1 pseudogene is annotated in these 576 nt (G+C 50.9%); it reads right to left on the reverse strand.

From position 1 onward, the window contains the following. Positions 1-172 precede the first annotated feature (172 nt). Positions 173-576, reverse strand: a pseudogene (locus tag CRI63_RS23605) (type VI secretion system contractile sheath large subunit); the annotation flags it as partial.

A 576-nucleotide genomic window follows, 5' to 3' on the forward strand; every position in this document is an offset into this window, starting at 1 on the left:
CCCCACATGTGCATATACCTGAACTAAGAACACACATTCCTTTCTGTCTCCTGCCCCCGCCATTCCCACCATGTCAGTGCCCTGCAATGAATCTACCAGTCCATAAACATATGCCATATATCCCCCAGAGTATTACCCGGCCATCATTCATTAAAATATTCATAAAAATCAAGGCATTACCCTGTTTTCACTTGACGGCAGTTTTGTCACCAGACGCAGTGATCCTGTTAACCCTTCAAGCTGAAAATGCGGGCGCAGGAAGAATTTGGCGTCGTAATAGCCCGGATTCCCCTCCACCTCTTCCACCACCACTTCGGCAGCTGCCAGCGGGCGGCGAGCTTTGGTTTCCTGCGAGGAGTTCACCGGATCGGCATCAACGTAGTTCATGATCCATTCATTGAGCCAGCGCTGCATATCTTCACGCTCTTTGAACGAGCCGATCTTGTCGCGCACGATACATTTGAGGAAGTGCGCAAACCGTGAACAGGCGAACAGATATGGCAACGAGCTGAGAGATTAAGCGTTGGCCGTAGCGTCCGGATCGTAATACTCCTGCGGTTTTGTAGAGACTGCGCG

Origin of the sequence: Escherichia sp. E2661 (assembly GCF_004745185.1) — a bacterium.
Classification (GTDB): Bacteria; Pseudomonadota; Gammaproteobacteria; order Enterobacterales; family Enterobacteriaceae; genus Escherichia.